General features: G+C 59.6%; 19 protein-coding genes. 12 read left to right on the top strand and 7 right to left on the bottom strand.

Annotated features, from left to right (window positions below; translation table 11 throughout):
• Position 1 precedes the first annotated feature (1 nt).
• Both F550_RS0111060 and F550_RS0111055 read right to left on the bottom strand, forming a co-directional pair.
• Entirely contained in the window at positions 2-904 is a 903-nt protein-coding gene (locus tag F550_RS0111060) for a hypothetical protein (RefSeq protein WP_018148622.1), read from the bottom strand.
• A gap of 83 nt (positions 905-987) precedes the next feature.
• The gene (locus F550_RS0111055) at positions 988-1881 is read right to left on the bottom strand and encodes a hypothetical protein (RefSeq protein ID WP_018148621.1); all 894 of its coding nucleotides are present in this window, start codon (positions 1879-1881) and stop codon (positions 988-990) included.
• A gap of 98 nt (positions 1882-1979) precedes the next feature.
• On the opposite strand from F550_RS0111055, the gene F550_RS0111050 reads away from it, so the two are divergent.
• Both F550_RS0111050 and F550_RS17630 read left to right on the top strand, forming a co-directional pair.
• Positions 1980-3017, top strand: coding sequence for a zinc-binding metallopeptidase family protein (locus F550_RS0111050; RefSeq protein WP_018148620.1), 1038 nt, complete (start codon positions 1980-1982; stop codon positions 3015-3017).
• A 17-nt stretch (positions 3018-3034) separates the two neighbouring features.
• Positions 3035-4459, top strand: coding sequence for a dihydrolipoyl dehydrogenase (locus F550_RS17630; RefSeq protein ID WP_040500522.1), 1425 nt, complete (start codon positions 3035-3037; stop codon positions 4457-4459).
• A gap of 81 nt (positions 4460-4540) precedes the next feature.
• On the opposite strand, the gene F550_RS0111040 is transcribed toward F550_RS17630, so the two are convergent.
• Positions 4541-5185 (bottom strand): hypothetical protein, encoded by a 645-nt coding sequence (locus F550_RS0111040; RefSeq protein WP_156807919.1) that lies wholly within the window; start codon positions 5183-5185, stop codon positions 4541-4543.
• A gap of 149 nt (positions 5186-5334) precedes the next feature.
• On the opposite strand from F550_RS0111040, the gene murI reads away from it, so the two are divergent.
• Together murI and F550_RS0111030 are read left to right on the top strand one after the other, a co-directional pair.
• Positions 5335-6192 carry a glutamate racemase gene (gene murI / locus F550_RS0111035; protein ID WP_018148617.1) on the top strand — a complete coding sequence of 286 codons (858 nt, stop codon included), beginning with the start codon at positions 5335-5337 and terminating at the stop codon, positions 6190-6192.
• An 89-nt stretch (positions 6193-6281) separates the two neighbouring features.
• Complete coding sequence (locus F550_RS0111030) at positions 6282-7376, top strand: substrate-binding domain-containing protein (RefSeq protein WP_156807918.1); 1095 nt, start codon at positions 6282-6284, stop codon at positions 7374-7376.
• Here the strand turns inward: F550_RS0111030 and F550_RS0111025 are convergent.
• Positions 7373-8479: a glycosyltransferase family 4 protein gene (locus tag F550_RS0111025; protein ID WP_018148615.1), complete on the bottom strand. Its 1107-nt coding sequence runs from the start codon at positions 8477-8479 to the stop codon at positions 7373-7375. The two genes, F550_RS0111030 and F550_RS0111025, sit on opposite strands and share 4 nt — an antisense overlap.
• A 120-nt stretch (positions 8480-8599) precedes the next feature.
• On the opposite strand from F550_RS0111025, the gene putA reads away from it, so the two are divergent.
• Together putA and F550_RS0111015 are read left to right on the top strand one after the other, a co-directional pair.
• Positions 8600-11725: a bifunctional proline dehydrogenase/L-glutamate gamma-semialdehyde dehydrogenase PutA gene (gene putA, locus F550_RS0111020; protein WP_026180718.1), complete on the top strand. Its 3126-nt coding sequence runs from the start codon at positions 8600-8602 to the stop codon at positions 11723-11725.
• 29 nt (positions 11726-11754) lie between these two features.
• Positions 11755-12621 carry a DUF3298 and DUF4163 domain-containing protein gene (locus F550_RS0111015; RefSeq protein WP_018148613.1) on the top strand — a complete coding sequence of 289 codons (867 nt, stop codon included), beginning with the start codon at positions 11755-11757 and terminating at the stop codon, positions 12619-12621.
• 9 nt (positions 12622-12630) lie between these two features.
• Here the strand turns inward: F550_RS0111015 and F550_RS0111010 are convergent, their stop codons facing one another.
• The gene (locus F550_RS0111010; protein WP_018148612.1) at positions 12631-12951 is read right to left on the bottom strand and encodes a hypothetical protein; all 321 of its coding nucleotides are present in this window, start codon (positions 12949-12951) and stop codon (positions 12631-12633) included.
• A gap of 45 nt (positions 12952-12996) precedes the next feature.
• Between F550_RS0111010 and F550_RS0111005 the strand changes: the two genes are divergently transcribed.
• The 3 genes from F550_RS0111005 to F550_RS17625 all read left to right on the top strand — a co-directional run bounded on the left by F550_RS0111005 (position 12997) and on the right by F550_RS17625 (position 17015).
• Entirely contained in the window at positions 12997-14241 is a 1245-nt protein-coding gene (locus F550_RS0111005; RefSeq protein ID WP_018148611.1) for a serine hydrolase domain-containing protein, read from the top strand.
• 409 nt (positions 14242-14650) lie between these two features.
• Positions 14651-16456, top strand: a complete 1806-nt coding sequence (locus tag F550_RS0111000) for a ribonucleoside-diphosphate reductase subunit alpha (protein ID WP_407637659.1) — start codon at positions 14651-14653, stop codon at positions 16454-16456.
• A 244-nt stretch (positions 16457-16700) separates the two neighbouring features.
• The gene (locus tag F550_RS17625; RefSeq protein WP_018148609.1) at positions 16701-17015 is read left to right on the top strand and encodes a hypothetical protein; all 315 of its coding nucleotides are present in this window, start codon (positions 16701-16703) and stop codon (positions 17013-17015) included.
• A 26-nt stretch (positions 17016-17041) separates the two neighbouring features.
• Here F550_RS17625 and F550_RS0110990 read toward each other — a convergent pair whose 3' ends face one another.
• Positions 17042-19237 (bottom strand): TonB-dependent receptor, encoded by a 2196-nt coding sequence (locus tag F550_RS0110990; RefSeq protein ID WP_018148608.1) that lies wholly within the window; start codon positions 19235-19237, stop codon positions 17042-17044.
• 72 nt (positions 19238-19309) lie between these two features.
• Complete coding sequence (locus tag F550_RS19195; protein ID WP_156807917.1) at positions 19310-19576, bottom strand: hypothetical protein; 267 nt, start codon at positions 19574-19576, stop codon at positions 19310-19312.
• Between the two features lie 279 nt (positions 19577-19855).
• Between F550_RS19195 and F550_RS0110980 the strand changes: the two genes are divergently transcribed.
• The 3 genes from F550_RS0110980 (at position 19856) to F550_RS0110970 (ending at position 22230) form a co-directional block, all read left to right on the top strand.
• The gene (locus tag F550_RS0110980) at positions 19856-20038 is read left to right on the top strand and encodes a hypothetical protein (protein WP_018148606.1); all 183 of its coding nucleotides are present in this window, start codon (positions 19856-19858) and stop codon (positions 20036-20038) included.
• A gap of 231 nt (positions 20039-20269) precedes the next feature.
• The gene (locus F550_RS0110975; RefSeq protein WP_018148605.1) at positions 20270-21079 is read left to right on the top strand and encodes a DUF2219 family protein; all 810 of its coding nucleotides are present in this window, start codon (positions 20270-20272) and stop codon (positions 21077-21079) included.
• 131 nt (positions 21080-21210) lie between these two features.
• Positions 21211-22230, top strand: a complete 1020-nt coding sequence (locus tag F550_RS0110970) for a lipid A deacylase LpxR family protein (protein ID WP_018148604.1) — start codon at positions 21211-21213, stop codon at positions 22228-22230.
• Positions 22231-22270: the final 40 nt, after the last annotated feature.

Below are 22270 nucleotides of genomic sequence, written 5' to 3'. Positions count from 1 at the left end.
CTCAGAAGGCGGCTTCGGCGGTTGGCGGTTTGCGGCCAAAGAAAAGAAAGCGAACCGCGCTTCCAATTGCCAACAACAGAAGGATGAAGCCTGCTAATCCAGCTGAATAGTGCCCGTCTGAGAAAATGTCAGCGTAATCGATGTAGCGACGCGGCATACCGTTCAGCCCGAGCCCCAATTGCCGCGTCACCATCCAGACCCCGGACACGCATATTGCGACGGTCAGCCCAAGGTTCACCGTGATCGAATGAACGCGGCCAGCAATCGCCGCTCCGGCCGCAAGAATGGCCAGGCCTGATAAAATCATTGAAAGCCCAAATGCGTGCGCCCTGGCTGTGACGTACCAAGTGTCCAGCAAAACGCCGTCGACTCCGGCATGCGATTCTACAAAGAAAATCAAACTTCCCCAAAGAGTGGTCATCAAAGCAGGGAAGGTGAGCACGCAAAGCTCAAGCCTGCGGTGTCGCGCCGCGGCGATTAGGCTAATGGCCGTAATGAGCAGGAGTATCGACAGAATAACGCCGACTGGTATTGGCCTTACCGAAACGCGCGCCAGGTGCATCAGCCCAAATATGCCGAGTACGGTTGATACGACAAAACACGCCGCGACCGGGATGGCTATTTTCCGGTCTTTCAGGATGGCACGTCCGATCGAAAAGACCGCAGCCAATACAAAAGCACCAGACAGTATGAGGCGCGCGAAATCGGCGTGTAATCCGCGAACGTTTTCATACATGTCCATTGCTCGACGCGGCTCGCCAAGGTCAATTCCAGGACGGAGCAGTTCGTACTGGATCAGCACAATCGGGAGCGTGACGGCCAATAGAACTGCAGCCACAAGAAGGATGCGCAGCAGAAAAGCGGGTCGAATTCTGGCGGGCATTCTTGTGGACATCTGGCTCATTGCTCGGTCTTCCCTTCTCGTCTCAACATAGATCCCAGACTATGCCAGCATTGGTCCAGACATGCGTGGCGGTAATTCAAACTCTATGAAGTGCTCGGCTGATCGATTGGGTCTGGTTTTCGGCGAGCCTTCCTCATGAGAAGGGCGTGACGGAAGATCCCGACGACGAAAGCGGCGAGCAGAGTGAAAGACGCTATGCCCGCGCGCATCATGTCGTTTCGGGCCGTTTCCGTAAGATCGAGCGCGTCTGGAGACACCGCTGAGACACCAAGCCTGTACTGGTAGAGCACCATGATTGCGGCCGATGAGCAGAGGATGACGGCAAGCAGTGCGCTGGCGATCCGGGACCCGCGCGCGTGCCAGAGGTGAGCTCGTGTTTCGAGCAGAGCGAACACCGACAGAAGCACCGACGCCCCAGCTGCGTGCATGCCCGCAATCAATAGCCATGTGTCTGCAAGGCCCGGATCAGCCAGGATACGCCTGCCAAGATCGACGGAGGCGAGGTGGGCGATGAGGGCCCAGGTGAGGTAACCAAAGGAGACGAACGGGCTCTCGCCGATGAGGTAGAAGCTCAAACCCGCCGCAATGAAGCTCACAGCCGCGATCCTGATCAGCCCTTCGGGCTCACCAGCGAGGGCCATTTCCATGATGAAAGGCGGGACAGCGATCAGGCAGAGCAGGGTAACGCCGCCGAGAAGCAGCACAAATGCAGTGCCGCGAGAGCGATCGGTGATGAAGACGCGCAGTGTCGGGATGACCGCCAGCCAAAGATAGGCGAGGGCGGCTAGCGCTATGAATGCGTTGCCGGCATGGAGCTGCGCGGCAATATCGGAAAAAGGCTGAATTTCCAGCAGGTTCTGGCCATCGCCGGGCCAGACAAGCTGAAGCTGCCCGGCCTGGACCCAGCCAGCGGGAACAACGAAGAGTAGAAAGACTAACCCGCCCAGGAGAGCGGCACCAAGCGCCCTGAAAAACAACTGCTTTACCCACCTGGCCCCCTGTCTGAACTTGGAACGTCAGACCGGCAGGGGGCGTTACACTGTCTGGCAATTTCTGCCAATCAGGATGACCTTACATGAAAATCTTTAACTGCCCGTGCTGCAAAGGAACGCTTTATTTCAGCAACCTTGCATGCGGGTGCGGAGCTGCGGTCGCATTTGACCCGGAAGCAGAACAATTCGAGCAGCTCGATACGCCTTGCTCAAACCGCGAACGGATTAACTGCAATTGGAAAGCCGCTGCCGGTGCTGGCTCGCTTTGCCGCGCCTGCGCGATGACGGAGATCGTTCCGGACGCGCTGGTGAACGAGAATATTTCGCTCTGGGCGGACACTGAAGCGGCGAAACGCTGGGTGCTCGTAAACCTTGGGCAATGGGGATGGCTCAAGGCCGGTGACACCGGCAAGATGCCACGCTTCCATTTGCTCTCTGAAGAAACATCGACGGGCCCGTCGAATGTGACGATGGGCCATGATGATGGTTTGATCACGATCAACGTCACTGAAGCTGACCACGCCCGTCGGGTTGCCCGCCGCGAGGAGCTCAGCGAGCGGTATCGGACGTTGACCGGCCATTTCCGCCACGAGCTTGGCCACTACATCTTTTTCAGACTGCTGGAGGATGAACAGTTCGCGTCGGCGTTCCGGACCCTGTTCGGAGATGAACGCGCAGACTATGGCGCTGCCCTGTCAGTCCATTACCAGAATGGCCCCCCGCAAGGCTGGCAGGAGAAACACATCACCGGCTACGCCTCCAGCCACCCTCACGAGGACTGGGCCGAGACCTTTGCGCATCTTGTCCATTTGACTGACATGATTGATAGCGCCAATGCAGCTGGCCTCAGGACACCCGGGTCACCCGTTCCGGACCCTTATGCGACCAAGGATAGCGGCAGCGTGATCAGCGCTGGCGCGGAGCTTGGCATCGGCCTCAACCATCTCAACCGGTCGATGGGTCTGGTTGATATCTATCCATTCGTCATCGCGCCGCCTGTACGCGAAAAACTTGCATTTATCCGCAAGGCTGTCGCTCGCGGACCGCTCGAAAAGGCCGCACCGCGCCGCCGCAGCCGAAACTGGAACCCGTTCCGGTCTTCTTCGCTTAAGGCAAGCTAGGACAAACGGAGCAGACCCTGCCAGATTTCAATGTTGACGTTGCCATTATCGGAGCCGGCACAGCCGGTCTTGCCGCAGAACGAAACGCTCGCGCAGCCGGCGCAACCACTCTGCTGATCGATCCCTATTTTGCCGGTACGACCTGCGCGACCGTAGGCTGTATGCCGTCAAAACTGCTGATCGCGGCAGGAGAGGCAGCGCATAGTGTGCGCAATGCAGGTGAGTTCGGGATCGAGGTTGCACAGCCCCGTATCAACGGGCCCGAAGTGATGAAACGCGTTCGCCGACTGCGCGATGATTTCGTTTCGGGCGTAAAGGACGGTCTCGACGACCTGCCCGACGGCATCGCCGTGAAAGCTACCGCGCAATTCGTATCCAAAACCGAACTGGCGCTGGATGATGGAAAAAAAGTGGCGGCCAAGGCCATCATCATCGCGACCGGGTCCTCGCCCGTTATTCCACCTTCCTTTGAGGGCCTTGGCGATCGCGCGCTGACAAATGAAAGCCTGTTTGATCTTGAGCAGCTTCCCGCGTCGCTCGGCGTTATAGGTGCCGGCCCGCTTGGTCTGGAGCTTGCGCAGGCCCTTGCTCGGCTGGGTGTTTGTGTCGAGGTTTTCGATATGGGCACAGAGATCGCCGGTCTGCCAAAGGGCGACCCGCATACATCTCTGAAGGATGCGCTCAGCCGCGAGCTGACCTTTCACCTCGATGTGAAGCCGGAGGCGAAGCACGTTGCGGACGGTGTCGAGCTCTCCTGGGACGAAGACGGCCAAAGCAGGACTGCGGTGTTCGAGCGGCTTCTGGTCGCCGCGGGCCGTGCGCCAAATCTGGAAGACCTTCAGCTGGAAATAGCCGGCCTCGACCTAGACGATCACGGCACACCTGTTTTCGACGAACGAACGCTTCAGTGTTCCAGTTCACCGGTTTTTATCGTCGGTGACGCAAATCACGACCTTCCGATCCTGCACGAGGCCTCGAGCGAGGGCGCGATTGCTGGCAATAATGCGGCGACCTATCCAGCCATTCAGTCATTCTCCCGCTCGACACGTCTTCAGATCATGTTCACCGAGCCGAACATGGCAATCATTGGGGACGTTCCCGGCGATGACACGGTAACCGGGCAGGTCGATTACAGGGACCAGGGCCGCGCCAGAGTGATGGGCGTCAATCAGGGCGTCTGCGAGATCTATGCCCGGACGGGGCGTGGAACGATCACAGGTGCCTGTCTTGTGGGCCCCGGCGTTGAGCACCTGGCGCATCTTCTGGCCTGGTCAATTGAGCAGGGCGCAACGGCGAGCGACCTTCTGGAGCGCCCCTTCTATCATCCGACGATCGAGGAGGGGCTGAAGACGGCGCTCAAGCAGATCTGCCAGACGCTCCACTTGCCCAAACCAGCCTCGCGTGACGACGCAGAGTTACCGGGTGACTTCCAGAGGGCGTGAGCCTTCCCACATCATCTCAAAAAATAAAGGCTGGCACCCCATTGGGCACCAGCCTTGAAAACTTGGTAACGAGACAGACTGCTAGTGCAGCGCGCCATTCGAGGCGAACTTCTGTGCCTGTTCGATCCACTGCTCGCGGTCAATACGCCCTTTGAAGGCCAGATAGTCATCGACCCAATGGGCCTCTTCAGGCTGCCATCCAGCAATCTGACGAAAATGGAAGATCCCGATTTCGTTGAGGGTCTTTGAGAGCTTTGGACCAATGCCCTTGATGCGGGTGAGATCGTCCGCATCACCGTCCGGGCCTGGCAGGCCCATCGGCCGACTTAGGACTGTGCTCGCTGCTTCTTCGACGGCGGCCACGTTCATCGGATTAACAGACGCAGATACACCCATGGGGGAAAATTGCGATGTGAACGTTTCGCGCCGCATGCGGTCAAACCAGTCGGTCATGACATCGCCCGGGACGGTCTGAGGCCAGCGCATCCAGGCTGGCATCGCCTCGATCATATTGGCGGCATGTTCCCAGTGCTGCATGTTGAGGTCTGCGAGCTTGCGGAAGAGGCCGCGCGTCGCGGCTTCCGGCGCAGCTTCGCCAGCGCCCGGCTGCATTGACACGAGTGCGTCCATCCAGGCTTCACCTGCACTGCGGCCAAGGTCGCGCCAGGCCGACATGGACTCGGTCCAGAGCTCAATCGGATTTAATCTCGTAGTATCTGTCGACATGATAAAAATCCTCTATGCTGCAGTGCAACATAAGCGGCTTTTCACCAATTTTCAAGCAGGTCTCTTTACCGCTCATATCTGGCGTACCGCGCGGCTGCCGTCTTAACGCCTCTTTCGAACGGCCATATGCGTGCAGAGGTGGAGATGAAATGACCGAACGGGAGACTTCGGACACGACAGGCGATAGCGTAGCGGCCGGACGGGTGCTGGTCTTCGATTCCGGTATGGGCGGATTGACGGTCGCCCGCGAGATCCAGCGGATGGCGCCTGCGCTGAAGGTCGATTACGCGGCTGACACGGGGTTTTTTCCCTATGGCGACAAGAGCGACGAGGCGCTGCGAGCCCGGCTGCCTGCCCTTGCCGAAGCGCTGGTAAGAGACGCTGAGCCAGATGTCTTCGTCATTGCCTGCAACACAGCCAGCACGCTTGCCCTCGAAGACGTTCGTGCACGGCTCGACATTCCGGTTGTCGGGACCGTTCCGGCGGTCAAACCCGCCGCAGCGCTTACTAAAACGGGTGTGATCGCCCTTCTGGCGACACCCGGCACAATCCGGCGGGCCTATACAGCAAAGCTCATCGAGGACTTTGCGAGCGAGATCACCGTTGTCCTCCATGGCAGCGTAGAACTTGTCCGGCTTGCCGAAGCCGTCGCGGCAGGTGAACCGCATGACGCAGACGGATTTGTGAAAGCTCTCGCCCCCATTTTCGAGGCGCAGTCCGGGGAAGACGTGGATACGGTCGTGCTTGCCTGCACGCATTTCCCGCTGGTACGGGCGCAGCTTGCCGCCTCCGCACCGCGTCCGATCACCTTTATAGATTCAGGCGCCGCGATCGCGCGCCAGACGCTCCGGGTGCTGGAGGCCAGAGGTGAGGCAGAGGACAAGGACGCGCGTCCTGGGGGCCGACTTTACATCACCGACCAGGGCGGGGGTCATGAACGGCTGATAAAAGTCTGCGCGCGCTTCGGCTTCAGCGATGTGTGGCCGCCGGTTCTGATTGAGGCCTGATCTCACATCAGCTGCAGGCATGCCACTGTCACAAATGGCAATTAGACGGTATGGATCGCTATCTGCCGACGACCCTGAGGACCGACCCCATGCGCACTTTGCTTCTGGCCCTGACCGCAGGTTTTCTCGCTGTTTCCTGCGCGCCTGAAACCGATCTGTCGGAAATCGACGCCAGCTCTGGCGAATTGCAGGTCTTTGCAGCGTCGCCTGATGAGAAGATCAAGATTGTGGGCTCCTCCACCGTTTATCCTTTTACCTCCACTGTGGCCGAGCAGTTTGGGGCCATCACTCAATACCCCACGCCTATTGTGGAATCGACCGGGACGGGCGGTGGCTTTCAGGCTTTCTGTCAGGGCATCGGACCCGGCACGGCCTCATTCACAGGCGCTTCACGCCCGATCAAGCCATCTGAGTTCGAACTCTGCCGCAAAAATGGTGTGACCGAAGTGGCCGAGATTGAAATAGGATTTGACGGTATCGTGCTTGCGAACGCCAAAGGAAGCCCGCTTCTCGATATCTCGGAAGAGGAAATCTACCGGGCGCTCGCCGAGCAACTCCCAGACGGGAATGGTGGCTGGATGAAGAACCCGAACGAAACGTGGAACGATGTCGCCAGCCACCTTCCCGACATGCCAATTCTCGTCTCTGGCCCCCCGCCGACGTCCGGTACGCGCGATGCGTTTGTTGAGCTGGCTCTTGAAGACGGGGCGGCTGCGCTTCCAGAACTTGCGGCATTGAAGGAAAGCGATCCAGATCTCTTCGAAAGCAGGGCGCATACCATCCGCACTGACGGCGCATGGATTGATTCAGGCGAGAACGACTCCGCGATTGTGCAGACGCTCACGCGCAATCCAGACAGCATAGGTGTGCTGGGATACTCGTTCCTCGAAGAGAACCTCGACCGGCTTCAGGGCGCGATCGTCAATGGTGTGCCGCCGGAGTTCGACCGGATCGCTTCGGGGGAGTATGATATTGCGAGATCAATGTTCGTTTACGTGAAAAAGCAGAATGTCCCGCTTGTTCCCGGTATGCTGGATTTCATCAGCGAGCAGACGCAGGAAGATGCGTGGGGTCCCACCGGTTACCTGATCGACAAGGGCCTGATCCCGCTGAGTGAAGCGGCGCGCGAGTCTGAGCGTGAAAAGGCGCTGGCGCTTGAGACGATGGAACGGCCTGAAAGCTAAAGCCCGGGCGGGCCCATGGGCGGCTTCTTGCGCCGGCGGCGTAGCCGGATTTTCTGCCAGAAGCGCTTGCGCTGTGGTACCGGCAGCGGATCGAGGTTTTCCACGAAGGCTTCTGCGCAGGCCCGCCAGCTATAACCCTCGGCATAGGTGCGGGTCGTCTGGCGGTTGAGGGCGAGGCAGTCCTTGCAGGCCTTGGCCAGATCCTTGTCGATAACGCCGGCATCCGACCCCGGAATAATGTCACGCGGCCCCGGCGCATTGAACGCCGCCACAGGTGTGCCCGTCGCCATAGCTTCGAGGATGACAAGGCCGAACGTGTCGGTAAGGCTTGGAAAGCAGAAGACATCGGCGCTGGCAAAACAGGCCGCGAGGTCCTCATTGAATTTGGCGCCGAGGAATTTGACCTCCGGATAGCGTTTCTTCAGCTCCTGCAGCTGCGGGCCTTCGCCAACGATGACCTTCGTGCCAGGCAGATCCAGCTCTGCGAAGGCTTCGATGTTCTTTTCCACCGCGACACGGCCGACATTGAGGAAGATCGGACGCGGCAGGCCTTCAAATGGGTCACCGGGCTCGCCTTCTGCCTTGCGCCGTGACGGGTGGAAAAGATCCACATCGACACCGCGCGTCCAGGAGACAACGTTGTTGAAGCCGTGCTCTTCAAGTTCCTCGCGCATGGAGGGCGTCGCGACCATGACCTTGCCGGAATATTTGTGAAACCAGCGCACATAGCTGTAACCCCAGGCCACAGGTACCGGGAAGCGCGCGGAGACATATTCAGGAAAACGGGTGTGGTAGGAAGTCGAGAAGGGGTGTTTTTCCTTCAGGCACATCGCACGGCCCGCCAGACCCAGCGTGCCCTCGGTCGCAATGTGAACCGCGTCGGGCTGGAAGCTCTCGAACCGTTCGGAAATCTTGTGGCGCGCGAACAGGGCAAGCTGGATTTCGCTATAGGTGGGCAGCGGCATGGTCAGAAAATCATCCGCCGGAGAGACGACTTCCCACTCATGGCCCATCTCTTCGCACTCGGCGATGACACGCTTCATCGTGCGGACGACGCCGTTGACCTGTGGTTCCCAAGCGTCGGTGATAAGCATGATGCGCATCGAATCTCCTTGCCGCGTCGCTGCGAGGTCCCACTTTTAGAGTGCTGCTGCTCGGCGTAAACCCGAAGGGCGGTTTCGGATAGAATGATCATGCAGGAACCGTCGACAACGGAGCAGACCATGCCTGATACGCTCACGCGCCAGACCCGCAGCTGGAACAGCCTTGATGAGATCAAGTTCGCCGACGAGGAAGCGCTCGTTGCGGACATCCTGAAATCCCTGCCGCTGGATGAGCGCGCACGGACCGCCGCCGTCAGGCGCGGGCGAGAGCTGGTCGAGAAAGCGCGCGCCGCAGGCCGTCCAAAGGGGATGATGGAAAGCTTCTTGGAAGAGTTCGGCCTGTCGAACTCCGAAGGCCTTGCGCTCATGTGCCTTGCTGAAGCGCTGCTGCGTGTGCCGGATGTTGAAACCCGCGACGACCTCATCGCCGAGAAAATCCGATCCGGTGACTGGGGTTCCCATTCGGGGCAGTCCGATAGCTGGCTGGTCAACGCCTCGACCTGGGGCCTGATGCTGACGGGCCGTGTCATCGGCACACCGAGCGACGCCAAGAAAGGCCCGTCGACGTTTCTGTCGAACCTTATTCGCGAGAGCGGCGAGCCGGTCATTCGCACCGCGATGATGCAGGCCATGCGGATCATGGGCGAGCAGTTCGTGCTTGGTCGCACCATTGAGGAAGCGCTGAAACGCGGGCGCAAGAAGGTGAAAGCTGGCGAGGCGGCCAATTTCAGCTTTGACATGCTGGGTGAGGGCGCCCGCACGCACGACGATGCCGAGCGCTACTTCGCTTCCTACAGGCAGGCAATCAAGGCGGTTGCCGATCATGGCGACGCGTCGCTGTCGCCTGAGCAGAAGAACGGCATCTCGGTAAAGCTGTCGGCGCTGCATCCGCGCTATGAGGCGGTCAACGAAGAGCGCGTCCATGCCGAACTCTATCCGCGGGTTCTGGCGCTCTGCGAGGATGCCGCCGAGGCCAATATCAATCTCTGCCTTGATGCTGAAGAAGCCGACCGCCTCGTTATTTCGCTCGAAATTCTTGAACGTCTAATGCGTGAGAAGTCCCTCAAAGGCTGGGAGGGTCTGGGTCTTGCGGTGCAGGCCTATCAGAAGCGGGCGCACCGCGTCATCTCGCGGCTAGCCGAGCTTGCCGGAGAAACAGGGACGCGTCTCATGGTCCGTCTCGTGAAGGGCGCCTATTGGGACACCGAAATCAAGCACGCGCACGAAGAGGGGATGGTGAACTTCCCTGTATTCACCACCAAACCGGGCACGGACATCAATTATCTCTCCTGCGCGCATGCGCTGCTGCAGGCGAGCCCACGTATCTATCCGCAGTTCGCGACCCATAACGCCCACTCGCTGGCGACGATCTTGATGATGGCGGAATCAGAGGGCGTGACGAATTATGAGTTCCAGCGCCTGCACGGCATGGGCGAACCGCTCTATGGCGCCGCCGGAAAGGGCGACAAGGTCCGTGTCTACGCCCCTGTTGGCGCGCACAAGGACCTGCTGCCTTATCTTGTTCGCCGCCTTCTGGAGAACGGCGCCAATACAAGTTTCGTGCATTCTTTCCTCGACCCGGATGTCGATGTCGAGAAGGTCGTCGATGACCCGATTGCCAAGGTCGAGGCAGGCCCCCGCCGCCACCCGCGTATCCCGACACCGCCGCGTCTCTATGGCCCGATGCGCAAGAACTCCATCGGCGTCGACCTCTCACAGGCGAGCGAACGCAAGGTGCTGGAAGATCATGTCGCCAGGCTTCGCGAGGGCAGCGCCCTGGTGGCAGGACCGATCATCTCTGGAGCCGCCAAGACCAAAGGCGGCGCGGATGTGTTCGCCCCGGCGGATACCTCCCGCAGACTTGGAACCGTGGTTGAGGCAAGCGAGGCAGATGTCGATGCCGCCCTCGACGCCGCCGTCAAATTCCAGGCGGAATGGGACCAGCTCGGTGGCGGCAAACGGGCGAAGATCATCTCCGACATGGGCGATGCGCTAGAGGCCAATATGGACCGCCTCGTCGCGCTGATGGCGGAAGAAGCTGGCAAGACGTTCGGCGACGGCATTGCCGAAGTACGTGAGGCGGTCGATTTCTGCCGCTATTATGCCGTGCAGGCCGAGGAGCAATTTGAAGGTGCCACACGCCTGCCGGGCCCTGCGGGTGAAACCAATCACATCTCCCTTCACGGGCGCGGCGTGTTTGCCTGTATCTCGCCATGGAATTTCCCGCTGGCGATCTTCACGGGCCAGATCACGGCAGCGCTTGGTGCGGGTAATACCGTAATTGCAAAGCCAGCTGAACAGGCGCCGCTGATTGCATATGAAGCTGTCCGCATCTTTCAGGAGGCTGGTCTTCCGGGCGGTGCGCTTCAATTACTGCCGGGCCGCGGCGAGACGGTCGGCGCAAAGCTCACCAAAGACCCACGTGTTTCTGGCGTCTGCTTTACCGGGGGCACCGATACCGCCCGTCTTATCAACAAGACACTGGCAGACCGCCCCGGGCCTATTATCCCGCTGATCGCCGAAACGGGCGGCCTGAACGCCATGTTCGTCGACACGACTGCGCTGCGCGAGCAGGTTATCGACGATGTGCTGGTGTCAGCTTTCGGATCAGCCGGGCAACGTTGTTCGGCGCTTCGGCTTCTATTCCTGCCAAAGGATACCGCCGACTTCATCCTGGAAGGGCTCAAAGGCGCCATGGATGAGTTGAAGATCGGTGATCCAGGTAGCGCCGACACCGATATCGGCCCCGTCATCGACGGCGAGGCCTGCGACATGCTGCATGCCTATATGGCGCGCATCGAAGTCGAAGCGACGGTGGCCAAAAAGCTCGCCGCGCCAGACGGCGGCCATTTCTTCGGTCCGGCCATCATTGAGCTCAACTCGATTGACCAGATTGAGAAAGAGACGTTCGGCCCTGTGCTACACGTCCTGCGCTATGACCCGGACGAGATCGCGTCAGTGGGCACAGCGCTGCAGGCGAAGGGTTACGGTCTGACGCTCGGTGTTCACTCGCGCCTCGACAGTTTTGCAAGGAAAGTCCGCGATGTCGTCAAAGCCGGGAACACCTATGTGAACCGGTCCATGACGGGGGCCGTTGTCGGCGTTCAGCCCTTTGGCGGCGAGGGCCTGTCCGGAACCGGCCCCAAGGCTGGCGGCCCGCACTACATGCTGCGGTTTGCCACCGAACGGGTCGTGACGATCGATATTACCGCGCAGGGTGGCGATCCGGAACTCTTGAGCCTATAAGGGGCAGCCAGAAAAAGGACCGGACGCGGATGAAGCAAGTTTCCCTGATCGCGCTGACTGCCCTGTTGGTCGCTGCGTGCGGCGCTGAGCGCAGCGAAGACATTGAGAGCGTCCGCGTCTCTGAACTGCCGCATCCTGAGCAGCCCACAAACAATGGTTTTGCCGACCCTGGAAAAGGCATCGCGATTGTTAGCGGCAGTGAGGCAGCGTCGATCGATATCAGCCTGCCCGCCAATATCGAGACGCTGGACAGCAAACTCGCTGCCGAAATTCGCAGGCGCGCCGATAGCGGAAAGGATGGGTTCCTCGATGCAGCCCAGAACGACAGGATGGATGCAGAGAATGGCGGCTTTCCCTTCCGCCCGCATTCACTGACGGTGAGCTGGGAGCATGTCGGGCCGCAGGATGGCCCGCTGCGGTCGTTTCTTGGCAGCTACGCCGCCTATACGGGCGGCGCGCACCCCAATTACCGGTTCGACGTACTGAACTGGGACGTCGAGGCGTCGGAAGAGATTGGGTTTTCAGACCTGTTCGAGGATACAGATGATGCGCGAGGCGTCCTCCGGGATGCGCTTGAGGCGCGCCTGGTGGAAGCAAAGCGTGAGCGTCTGAATGACTTTGATATCAGCGATGAGAAGATGATCGAAACCTGGCTCCGGCCAGCCTTCGAAGACAATTCGAGCGTGTTCGAGAATTTTACAATCGCCCGCGCCGAGGCAAGTGAGGTGCCCGGCGGTCTGATCTATCATTTTGAGCCGTATGTGATGGGCTCATATGCTGAGGGGCCTTATGAGATCGCTGTGCCTGCGGCGGTGTTCGAGGCCGAGCTCGCGCCGCGATATCGTGAGGTGTTCGATACGCAGGCAACAGCAGTTGCCAATCCTCCGGCGCCTTGAGCTGATTTCTCAGTCTCCGTCACGCAGCAGCGTACAGCCGAGCCCGTCTTCATAGACTGCCGTCGCGCTGATCGCGCCGCCCAGCACGCTGGCGCGGATCGACTTGTTTTCTTCCGCGAAGCTCACCGCACTGAGGTCTTCGGTGAAGTCATTCATACAGCTTTCCATCGGGCGCTCCGCTACGAAGCGGCAGGAGCAGACCATTTTGGCACCATAGGGGGTCGCGACACGTGCAAGCTCCACCTGATCCTTGATCAGGAACTGCCAGGCGAGAAGGGCGGCGACGCCCAGCATGATGGCAATGACGATCGCGGCTTTGACGAGTTTCATGTTCTGCCTCTAAAGCTGGACGCCTGATCGTTACGGAGCGCGTCGATGATGTTCAAGTCTCTCCTTGTTGGGGCCGCCTGCCTCGTCGGACTGAAAGCGGTTGCGCAGGGCCCCGTGCCTTTGCCGCCGCAGCCTGAGGCCCTCGCCTGGCCGACGGAGGACTGGCCGGTAGGAGAGCTGCCCGCCGGGACAGGCGATGATCTACGCCTTCTCATCCAGGACGCGATGAACCGCGATGCTGGCCAGGAAATGGGCCAGACGCGGGCCATCGTCATCATTCATGAGGGACGGCTGGTCTTCGAGGACTATGCCGACGATTTCGGGCCAAAAACGAAACAGGTGTCATGGTCGATGGCAAAGTCGATCACATCGGCTCTGGTTGGCCGCGCGGTTGCACTGGGCCTTATCGAGGACATCGACAATCCAATGCCGTCACCCTTCGCCGAGGACGATCCGCGTGGGCAGATTACCTGGCGCCAGTGGCTGACCATGACAGACGGTCTCGACTATACCGAAATCGGCTCAACGGGCCTTAACGACAATGACGTCGTCCAGATGATGTATGGGCCGGGCCGGTTCGACGTGACACAACATGTGGTGGACGAATTCGAGACGGCGCACGATCCGGGCGTGGTCTGGAATTACTCCACAGCGGGCTTTCACCTGATCGGGCGCGCCCTTCAGGATCAGCTTGGCATAGGCACACATTGCTCAACGGCGGAAAGCCGCAAGTCGTCTGAGGGTTCAACTCCGCAGACCACCTGCGAACCGTCCGACGTGCCCGTGGCAATGTGGATGGATGAGATTCTTTTCGACCCGATCGGTATGGACGCGCAGCCTGAGTTCGACGCAGCGGGTACCTATCTCGGCGGGTCACTTGTGTGGGCCTCTGCGAGGGACTTTGCGAAGTTTGGCTATCTCTATCTGCGCGATGGCGTCTGGGACGGCGAGCGCCTCCTGCCGGAAGGTTGGGTGGATTTTTCCCGCCGCGACCCCGTCTCGACAGAGGTCAATGTCTATGGGGCCGGTTGGTGGCTCGGCGCTGATCCAGACCCCGTTCCGGCAGGCCAGGCGGCCACAACGCCTCCGTTTGATGTCTTCTCGGCGCAAGGCCACGAAGGCCAGACAATCTGGGTCGTGCCGTCCAAGGACCTCGTCATTGTTCGTCTCGGTCTGATGCCAAATGGCGGCAATAACTGGCCGGCGCTTTATGAGTGGAATCAGTCGATCGCGCGGCTCTTTCCGGATGTGACCGCAGGCGACCTGGATGAGGCTGAAACGCCGGATTGATTCGACCGGTCGGGCGCCGCGATTCACCACCTGCTTATCGTCTTGCGGAAAGAGCGTTCTTGGCCCTGCCTTTCCTGTGAGCCCGAGCGCTGAACTTTCCGCATCCGAAACGAAAATACCTGTGAGGTTCAGAACGCTTTGTGTAGTGGGGCTTGCAGGCTGGGAGGCAGGTCTTCAGACTGAGATTTCCACGGTATTGAGTTGGAAATCGGCAGACTCCCCATTGACCAAGCCTTAACCTTAGGAACACTATATCTAGTATTGGGAAGGGGCAGAAGCACCGCATATGGCGCTTCCGGGGCCAAATCCCTATATATGACCGCCGATTGAGAGGATTTAGACCATGTCTGCGAGCAATGTTGCGACGAAAGCCAGCGCCGCCCTTCGCCGGGGGAAGCCAAAGGGGCAGATGAAGCCTGATCTCAAGGTGGTCACGGATATCGAGATCACGATCGACGAGTCGCGTGACGCGCTCCTGACCGAGTTTGGCAAGCGCACCCTTGAGGACCGCTACCTGCTGACGGGCGAGTCCTATCAGGGCATGTTTGCCCGTGTCGCGAAGGCATTCGCCGACGATCAGGACCACGCCCAGCGCATTTACGACTATATCTCGCGGCTCTGGTTCATGCCTGCGACGCCTGTCCTCTCCAATGGCGGCGCAGACCGGGGTCTGCCGATTTCCTGCTTCCTCAACCAGGTCGGCGACTCGCTCGACGATATCGTCGAGACATGGACCGAGAATGTCTGGCTCGCGTCGAATGGCGGCGGTATCGGTACCTATTGGGGCAATGTCCGCTCCATCGGCGAGAAGGTCGGCCAGAACGGTCAGACATCCGGCATCATTCCTTTCATCCGCGTGATGGACAGCCTGACCCTCGCCATCAGCCAGGGCTCGCTGCGCCGTGGGTCGGCAGCCTGCTATCTTGATGTGCACCATCCAGAGATCGAGGAATTCCTTGAAATCCGGAAGGCGTCGGGCGACTTCAACCGCAAGTCCCTCAACCTGCACCATGGCATCAATATCACCGATGAGTTCATGGAAGCGGTCCGCAATGATGAGGACTTCCCCCTGCGCTCGCCAAAGTCGGGCGAAGAGCTGCGCAAGGTCAATGCCCGCAAGATCTGGCAGAAAATCCTTGAGCTGCGCATCCAGACCGGTGAGCCATACCTGCTGTTCACCGACACCGTGAACAACGCGATGCCAGCGCATCAGCGCAAACTTGGTCTCAAGGTTCACCAGTCCAATCTCTGCTCCGAGATCACCCTGCCGACCGGCGTCGATCATAACGGCCAGGACCGGACGGCGGTCTGCTGTCTGTCTTCGGTGAACGCCGAGAAATTCATGGAGTGGTCCAAGGACGAGAACTTCCTGGAAGACATTTTCCGCTTCCTCGACAATGTTCTGGAAGACTTCATCCAGCGCGCCCCGAACGAGATGGCCCGCGCGGTCTATTCGGCCCAGCGTGAACGCTCGGTGGGTCTCGGCCTGATGGGCTTCCATTCCTTCCTGCAGACGATGAACGTGCCGTTCGAAAGCGCCATGTCCAAAGTCTGGAACGAGAAGATGTTCAAGCACATCCGCGCCGGTGCCGATCAGGCCTCGGTCAAGCTCGCCAAGGAGCGCGGCCCATGTGAGGATGCGCGCGATGCAGGCATGATGGCCCGCTTCAGCCACAAGATGGCTGTTGCGCCAACCGCATCGATCTCGATCATCTGCGGCGGCACCTCTGCGGGCATCGAGCCGATCCCGGCCAATGTCTACACGCACAAGACGCTGTCAGGCTCCTTCACGGTGAAGAACCCGCAGCTTGAGCGCCTGCTCGAGGAAAAGGGCCAGAACACCGAAGAGACCTGGAACACGATCCTCGAGAATGAAGGCTCGGTCCAGCATCTCGAATTCCTGGACGAGCATGAGCGCGGCGTCTTCAAGACGGCGTTCGAGCTTGACCAGCGCTGGATTATCGAGCTGGCGGCTGACCGGACACCGTATATCTGCCAGAGCCAGTCGCTGAACGTTTTCCTGCCCGCCGACATCAACAAGTGGGATCTCCACATGCTGCACTGGACGGCATGGGAGCGTGGCCTGAAGTCGCTTTACTACTGCCGCTCCAAATCGGTTCAGCGCGCAGGGTTTGCCGGCTCGGCCGACAAGGAAAAGGTGGAGGGGCTTGAGCTGCCTCAGACCGATTATGATGAGTGCCTCGCCTGCCAGTAGGCCGGTACCGGACGATATCTAGCGCAATCAAAAATGCCCCGGTTCGAAAGAGCCGGGGCATTTTTTGATTGGATCGCAGCGCCGCTGGCCTTGTATTCATTTCACTATTTGAGACGCAAAAACTATAAGAATATGAGTGCCTTACATTCAGCGTTCCTCAGGGCCATTTCCTGAAGTGCGACACGTTTTTGGCGGCCGTGCCTGCACTATCAGTGACCCGCCTCACTCCTGAAGGTCGACCGTCATGGCAAATCGCATATCCAAAAAGCTCGTTACATTTGCCTTCCCGTTCAAGCTTGCGGAGATCGATGAGGAGTTGCCGCCCGGTGGCTATGCGATCGAGTCCGAGAACCAGGATCTCGATGGGTCGACCTTCACCGCGCACCGATTGATCGAGACGGTCATCGTTCTTCGCCCGCCCGCGGGATCACGCAAACCGGTCCGCTTTGTCGACATAGACCCGAACGGACTTGCCGCGGCGCTCGCGCTGGACAAGTCCAGAAGCGAGGCCGCCGCAGCCGCGCCGGAGGTTGAAACAATTCAGCTTGCCCGCAAATGAGGGCATAGGCCCGGTCCTGAAGCAGATCAGAAGACCAGACGCACCCCGCCGCGAATATTGCGGCCCGGTGCCGGCACTGTGTCCTTCAGGACCGACGTCGCATAACGGACCTCTTCATCGGTGACATTTCGCGCTTCCAGGAAGAGTTCTGTACCCTCCTGTCCAAGCCCCATCTCAGCCAGAGAGACCGCCCCGCGCAGGTCAAGCGTCGTATAGCCATCTGTGGCGAGCTCGCCGGCAGCCGGATCGTCCTGGTCACCTGCGACCGTCACACTGGCCCCGGCCTTCCATAGGCCCCAGTCAGCGTCGAGTGATGCATTGAGCGTCATCGGCGGGATAAGCGGAAGGTTGCCGCCGCTATCGATGTCAGCGCTTACGAAATCCATGTTTGCTTCAGCTCTCCAGTCGGCGCCCAGTGGGCCCCCATTGAGCGTATAGTCAGCGTAGATCTCACCGCCGGTGAAGCTCGCATCCTGCTGGACAAACTCATAGACCGGCAGGCCATCAACCTCATCCACGACCAGCCCGGCATCCAGCGTTGTTCCTGGAGCAAGATAGATGAAGCCGTCGAACTTCGTGTGGAAGAGGTTGGCGCCGAAGCCGAAGCCGGTGTCACCGCGCCAGCGGACGGTGCCTTCGAAATTGACGCCGCGCTCCTTGTCCAGCGTCGCGTCGCCAGCCTCATACTGTTCGGTAGCGAGGTGGGCGCCGTCAGCAAAGAGCTCGCTTTCATTCGGGGCGCGTTCGGTCAGGCTTATCTGACCGCCAACGAACCAGCCATTGTCCCAGTGCTGGTGCGCGCCGAAGGAGCCGGAAAAGAGATCGAATTCCCGGGAGCCGGCGATAATGTTGTCCAGCTCGGTCGAGTCGTACCGAAGCCCGCCTTCTACGCCAAAGCCGCCATCCCATTCACGGGTCTGATAGGTGAAGAGGCCGACAGACTTTGTGTCCGTCTTGGTGATGAAGGCTTCGTCGCCAAAGGCGTTGAGATTTTTCTCAAGCGCTTGCACGCCGAGAGCGCCCTCCCACTCGCCAAATCCGGTGCCGAGCTCGACGCGGCCTTCGGAGCCATCGCTGACGTAACGCGTGCCCGGTTCGCCGGGCGCTTCGAACTCGACATGCTCATAGTCGGCGACCGAGAAATTGCCTGCGATCCGCGTGAACGGTCCGACGTCGAGATCGGCGCCAGCGCGCAGATCATAACGTGTCTGCTCGAGGTCGATGAAAGGCATCTCTTGTTCGCCTGCTTCTTCCTCGCCCTCTTCATCATGATCTTCGCCTTCGTGATCATGCTCTTCGCCATGCTCGTGGCCATGGCTATGTCCGGGCAGACCATAGAGGGACGTTTGCCGCCGGACGGCGATACCGGCGAAGGCACCGTCGCCAACCCATGAAAGGCCGCCTGCAAAGGAGTCTGTTTCCACGAAGGAGTTTTCCAGCGTGTCGCGGACCTCCTCTTCTTCGTGGTTATGCTCCTCGTCTTCGTGATCTTCATCCTCGTCATGATGGTCTTCGCCTTCGAGCGCTTCCGGCGCGCGCAGGCGAGAGGAGTCAGCAAATCCGGGGATGTCATAGTTCTCAAAATCACGCGCCGATGCAGAGAGCGACAGGACGAATTGGCCCGCGCTAAACCGGCCCTTCACGGCGCCCTCATGGCCATCATTGACGCTGTTCAGCGCGCCATACGCTTCGCCCGATATTGGCTCATCGGGGAGGTCTTCGACGATCAGGCCGTCGATCACGTTCACGACGCCGCCAATGGCCTGACCGCCATAGGCGAGCGCCGCTGGCCCACGAAGGATTTCGATCTTTTCGGCATCGATGCCGTCTGACGCGACCTGGTGATCAGGCGAAGCGGCAGAGGCATCGATCACGCCGATGCCATTGGTGAGGACCAGGACACGCTCAGCGCCAAGCCCGCGCAGGACCGGGCGGCTGGCGGCCTGCCCAAAATGCGTTGTGGAGACGCCCGGCTGGCTGTCGAGCGTGTTGCCAAGCGAGGCCTGGAGCGTCTCGACAATCTGGTCGCGGTTTATCGCGCTTGCATTGCCGATCATCTCATCGGTCTCGCGCTGTGGGCCGACACCCGAAACGATGACAGTGGACAGGCGCGCAGGCGTTTCGGTGTCCGGTTTGGTGTTTGATGTCTGGGCGATGGCCAGCGGGCTGACGCCCACAAGGAGGGTTGCCGCAAGCGTACGGCGAAGGAGATTCGAAGTCATTTGCAGAGATTACTTTCAATCAACAGGTCGATCGCCGAAGGCCAGTAACGGCGCAACGGACAGCGTTCGGGTCTATTGAGTGAGGGCGGGCGGACTTCGCGGCGGCGGGGCGCGTCCTGGCGGACGCGACCACGGACGAAAATCGAGAACTACCGGTTGAGCACGCGTGATATCGCGCGGCGGTTTCGGTATGCCTGGTATTGCTGGCAGCGGCGCGACCTGCGGGGCCACAACATTCGCGAGATCACAGGAGACGCCGTAATGTTCGTGCGGCGCGTCGCCATGCGCGGCGGCATCATAAAGCGCTGCCCCCTGAACCCAGAGGAACAAGGCTACCATAAAAGCCTTTAAGGCCAGGGAGGGGGCGTGAGCGCGCATTCCGTTACTCTATAACAGATAGCTGAAATGGCTCAAGCGACATGCTCCGTTCGTGGCGGTTCCGCAGCGTCTCTAAAGCCATTTCGGAACACGCTCTGCGGCATAGTGGGCTAAGCAATAATGCCTGCTGTGACGACCGCCAGTGCGGGGCAGGCCGCTTCCGCGCAGGCGGTGAAGGAGCGCCATGGGAGCGCCAGAACCGGGTCGTTCTTGGATATTCCAGATACCTGACCGAAAAATGTGAAGCTCTTTGCGGAGGCCATCCATGTTGATGGTTTTGCGCCGCTCAACTTTCTCAGCGGTGGCAACTTCCCTGATGGCGGCACATGGTCTGACAATGATGCGACGGCCGACGTTCTGCGCGCTGGGGCGCATACCGCCTCCTGGATCTGGCTGATGGTCCTGGGGCCCGCGTACTCTTGATTGAGTGCGTGGGTTTTCTGCGGGCGAGGGCGTCTGCACGACGCCAAATTAGTACCAGATACGTGAAAATTTCAACGCAGCCGGAACCAGCCATTAGCGAAGGTATTGTAGATTTTGTATTACAGGAAATTACGAAAGTCCTTGTTAGGGGCTTGAAATCCGTGGTAATCCTGCGTCAGTATGTCGTATCGTTTAGGTTTAGGACCGAAGGCGATTGGAAGGACAACGTTTATGAGCCTGTTGATTTCATCCTTGCTTGTGACAGCTTGCCAGGGCTGCAGCCCAGCAGCGACGGCGCAATCGGTGTATTCCCAGGCCCAGACGGTTGAGACGGATTATCGTCTTGCCGAGCCATCGGGCGCTGAAGACGCGCCCTCACTTCAGGCAGCATCCAACTTTTCCTTTTCGCAGGGACAGACCAGCAACGCTTCGCAAATCGAGGTTAGCCCTGTGGCCGGGACCCGTGCTTCGGTTCCACTTGGTGTTGAGGCGACACGGTCTCCGAACGTAACCAGTTTGCGTCTGTCCAATTCGGCCGCCGTGGTTGATTATGAAGGCCGCAGGAATGCGGCAAGCTTCAGTCGGCCGGTTCGTCAGGTTAGCGACTTCGATGCGGAGATCTCGATTTCGGCGCCGATGGAACGCACCGGTCTTGGCTTCGATGTCGGCCTCGTGCCGCGGGTCAGCATGATCGAAGACGGCGAATTCCGTCAGCGGAGTGTTGGCGGTGAAATCCGTATCGGTCAGAATTTCGACCAGCGCGGCGAAGATATTGCCCCAGATAGCTGGTACCTCTTTGCAGGTGCCGATGGTGAGGCTCTCGTTTATGAGCCCGGCGGCGAACGCAACTTCACAAACCGCATGGCGCTACGCGATCAGGTCACCGTTGGTGATATGCAGGCGGGTGTTTCCTTCTCGCGCGGCTCCGGTCAGCTTTCGCTGAGCTATATCCACCGTGAAGTGGAATATAATGAGCGTGGTATTAAGGGGCAGCAGGCAGCAGAAGATTTTGCGGGTGTGAGCTTTACCGTCCGCCGGTAATCTCCCAGAAAACTATCTTCGCCTGAAAAGCTGAGGTCGCAGCGCTCAGTCGTTTCCAGAAATTAAGCTGACGTGAACCCGCTCGGTGGGCTATTTGCCTGCGTGAGATCAATCACTGCTCAGTATTATTCATGCGCGCCACCTGTCTTTCAGTCATCGCTCTTATCGTCGCCGCCACATGGCCCTTGGCGGACGCACAATCACAGCCGAATGTTGAGGCAGCCAGTGCAGAAGCCAGAGGCGTCTGGTCGCTGACCTCCGAAAACGACCTCTTCGGTGGAACTGACCGTAACTATACCAATGGCATCCGCATTGAGCGTGTCTCGGGCGAGAACGACGTTCTGCCAGTCCTTGATTGGGCCGCACGTCGGCTGCCTTTCATTGATATCGAGCGTACCGAGCTTCGACAGGGATTGGCCTTGTCCCATGCGATCTTCACGCCCGACGATATTTCCCGCTCCATTCCAGACCCTGATGACCGGCCATATGCGGGCTGGCTCTATGTCTCCGGAACGGTCGTTGCTACGGATGAGAACATTCAGGATATCCTGCAGCTCAATCTTGGTGTCGTCGGCCCGGCTGCGCTGGGGGAGTTCGTTCAGGATAACTGGCATGATCTCATAAATGTGGCCCAGCCGAAGGGATGGGACTACCAGCTCCGCAACGAACCGGGTGTCGAGCTGATTGCCCAGCGCATGGCCCTATATGACGGGCCGGACCTGCCGCTCGGGCTTGAGACCGATTACGGGTTTCATGCTGGCGGTGCGCTTGGAAATGTTCGCACCTACGCCGCAACGGGCCTTACCGGCCGGATCGGCTGGGATCTGGACGCTGATTTCGGCCCGCCGCGCATTCGCCCGGCCCTGTCGGGCGCCGGAACATTCTCCCCCCATCAGACATTCGGTGCTTACCTGTTTGCCGGGGTGGAGGGCCGCCTCGTCCTGCGCGACATGTTTCTCGATGGAAATGCGTGGCGCGACAGTCCGCGTGTGTCCGACAGAAACAAGCTGGTCGCAGACGTGCAGGCGGGCGCTGCAATCAATTTGAGCACGGTCCAGGTGGCGTTCACCTATGTACATCGCACAGAAGAATTCCAGCGACAGGATGGCCCGCAGCGCTTCGGCGCGGTTTCCGTTTCTATAGCGTACTGAAAGTTCTCTGGCTGGCGACGGCGCGACATTTGTCCACAGA

It is taken from the genome of Henriciella marina DSM 19595 (genome assembly GCF_000376805.1).
GTDB lineage: Bacteria > Pseudomonadota > Alphaproteobacteria > Caulobacterales > Hyphomonadaceae > Henriciella > Henriciella marina.
Note: the sequence above shows the minus strand (reverse complement) of the source record. Positions and strands in the feature narration are given on the sequence as shown.

Excerpts from the sequence above, each read along its gene's own strand:
- F550_RS19195 (WP_156807917.1), bottom strand. The coding sequence starts at position 19,576 with ATGGTAGCCTTGTTCCTCTGGGTTCAGGGGGCAGCGCTTTATGATGCC.
- F550_RS17625 (WP_018148609.1), top strand. The coding sequence starts at position 16,701 with ATGGCAAATCGCATATCCAAAAAGCTCGTTACATTTGCCTTCCCGTTC.
- F550_RS0111005 (WP_018148611.1), top strand. The coding sequence starts at position 12,997 with ATGATGTTCAAGTCTCTCCTTGTTGGGGCCGCCTGCCTCGTCGGACTG.
- murI (WP_018148617.1), top strand. The coding sequence starts at position 5,335 with ATGACCGAACGGGAGACTTCGGACACGACAGGCGATAGCGTAGCGGCC.
- F550_RS0110975 (WP_018148605.1), top strand. The coding sequence starts at position 20,270 with ATGAGCCTGTTGATTTCATCCTTGCTTGTGACAGCTTGCCAGGGCTGC.
- F550_RS0111015 (WP_018148613.1), top strand. The coding sequence starts at position 11,755 with ATGAAGCAAGTTTCCCTGATCGCGCTGACTGCCCTGTTGGTCGCTGCG.
- F550_RS0111060 (WP_018148622.1), bottom strand. The coding sequence starts at position 904 with ATGAGCCAGATGTCCACAAGAATGCCCGCCAGAATTCGACCCGCTTTT.
- F550_RS0110990 (WP_018148608.1), bottom strand. The coding sequence starts at position 19,237 with ATGACTTCGAATCTCCTTCGCCGTACGCTTGCGGCAACCCTCCTTGTG.
- F550_RS0111050 (WP_018148620.1), top strand. The coding sequence starts at position 1,980 with ATGAAAATCTTTAACTGCCCGTGCTGCAAAGGAACGCTTTATTTCAGC.
- F550_RS0111030 (WP_156807918.1), top strand. The coding sequence starts at position 6,282 with ATGCGCACTTTGCTTCTGGCCCTGACCGCAGGTTTTCTCGCTGTTTCC.
- F550_RS0111025 (WP_018148615.1), bottom strand. The coding sequence starts at position 8,479 with ATGCGCATCATGCTTATCACCGACGCTTGGGAACCACAGGTCAACGGC.
- putA (WP_026180718.1), top strand. The coding sequence starts at position 8,600 with ATGCCTGATACGCTCACGCGCCAGACCCGCAGCTGGAACAGCCTTGAT.
- F550_RS0111040 (WP_156807919.1), bottom strand. The coding sequence starts at position 5,185 with ATGTCGACAGATACTACGAGATTAAATCCGATTGAGCTCTGGACCGAG.
- F550_RS0110970 (WP_018148604.1), top strand. The coding sequence starts at position 21,211 with ATGCGCGCCACCTGTCTTTCAGTCATCGCTCTTATCGTCGCCGCCACA.
- F550_RS0111000 (WP_407637659.1), top strand. The coding sequence starts at position 14,651 with ATGAAGCCTGATCTCAAGGTGGTCACGGATATCGAGATCACGATCGAC.
- F550_RS0111010 (WP_018148612.1), bottom strand. The coding sequence starts at position 12,951 with ATGAAACTCGTCAAAGCCGCGATCGTCATTGCCATCATGCTGGGCGTC.